This window comes from Kitasatospora sp. NPDC088134 (assembly GCF_044741705.1).
Classification (GTDB): domain Bacteria; phylum Actinomycetota; class Actinomycetes; order Streptomycetales; family Streptomycetaceae; genus Kitasatospora.
Genome location: NZ_JBIUTD010000062.1, coordinates 1 through 1582, shown reverse-complemented (window position 1 = coordinate 1582; position 1582 = coordinate 1). Strand labels below are relative to the sequence as shown.

Genomic DNA, 1582 nt, shown 5'->3' with positions numbered 1-1582 from the left:
TGACATTTATGGTCGGCGGGCTTGGTGTTGCTTGATCGACTCGGCCCGTTTGGCCGTCTTGCCGACGTCGTGGCGCTTGGCCCGGTGTTTGTTCTTCGAGCCGGGGGGCCGTCCCGGGCCCGGCCGGGATCGTTTCGGTGCGGCCGCCGGGCAGGCCACCGTCACGCGGGTGTTGCGGAACCCGCGCCGCACTCGGGCGGGGGTAAGGCGGCGGGGTTCGGCCGCCGGACGCTCCCAGGGGCGACGTAGGTCCTCGGCGAGGGGCCGGGCAAGGCGGAGCTGGGTGTGGGCGGCGATGATCAGCCAGGTCCACAGATCGGCGGTGTCCGCGTGGCGGATCTTCGGGGCGGTCCAGCCGAGCGTCTGCTTCATCAGCCGGAAGGTGTGTTCAAGGTCGAATCTGCGCAGGAACGACTGCCACCACAGGTCCACGTCAGCTCCGGTGGCAGTGGCGGCCGAGCACCACAGCCAGACCGGTTTGGGGTCGCGGTCGCCTGGCAGGCGCTCGACCTTCAAGCGGATCAACGTGCCGTGCAGGACGGGCAGTTCTTCGTCTGCGTGTTCCAGCCAGGGGCCGCGGTGGGCGAGCCTGGGGTGCATGCGGTGCCAGGCGATTGCTTCGGCGGTGCCGTAGCGGACGGTGGCCGTGGCGGTGGTGGTGTCGGGGGTGTGCCAGGTGTCGGGGCGGGAGAAGGTGAGGACGCCGCCGTGCTTGCGGGGCCGTCCGCCCTTGGGACCGGAGCGGGCGGGGCCCGGGTCGCGGAGCATGACGCGGTCCGAGCGCAGGCGTCCGACCAGGACGACGGGCAGGTCCGCCAGGGCATGGGCGAGGTAGGCACTGTCGTAGCCGGAGTCCATGACGATCAGGATCTCCGGGTCGCCCGGCTCCCAGTGTCCAGCCTGGATCAACCTTCCGACGGTGTCCCGCAGTTGGACGGCTGTGACGGCGGTAGCGTCGTCGGCCGGCCCCAGGCGCACGGCGTCCAGCAGCGCGACCCAGGAGGTGCGGCCCGCTTCCAGCGCGGCGACGAAGGAGTACGGCCAGCCGGGAACGAGCTGGTCCCGGCTGCGGTCGCCGCGTCCGTAGACGTGGCAGAACAGCCGCTCGTCGCTGGTGGGGGCGTCGGAGCGGAGCCAGTGGGACACGTCGACGGCGAGCACGATCCGGCCGTCGGCCGCTCTCGGCAGCGGCAGTTCGGCCAGGGTGCGGCGCAGGCGGGCGGGCTCGCACCAGCCCCGGTCGAGGGCCGCGTACAGGGCGCCGTGCCCGCGTCGGTGCTCGGCCGTCAGCGACAGTTCGACCAGGGCCTTCACCGGCCCGTCCGCGCACAGCACCGCGTCGGTGAGTTCGAACAGCGCGTCAGCGCGGGTGTACAGGCTCTCGTAGAACTCGACCCGAAAGCGGGACAACACGTCCAACGCCCCGCTCGCGGGCGCATCAACGGGCAGAATCACAAGTAGCGGCCGTTCTCTCGTACTTCTTGACTCGACATCTCGAAGCATGGAGAACGGCCGCGTCCGCCGTCCCCGGAAGAACTACAAATCAGCAGGTCGGGTGACGTTCGAGGTTAAACGTCAAGCT

The 1582-nt window shown here is 70.5% G+C and carries 1 protein-coding gene; it reads right to left on the bottom strand.

All coding sequences use genetic code 11. The features are described 5' to 3' along the window. Positions 1 to 6 precede the first annotated feature (6 nt). Positions 7 to 1419, bottom strand: coding sequence for an NF041680 family putative transposase (locus ACIOHG_RS37765; protein ID WP_400958191.1), 1413 nt, complete (start codon positions 1417 to 1419; stop codon positions 7 to 9). Between the last annotated feature and the right edge of the window lie 163 nt (positions 1420 to 1582).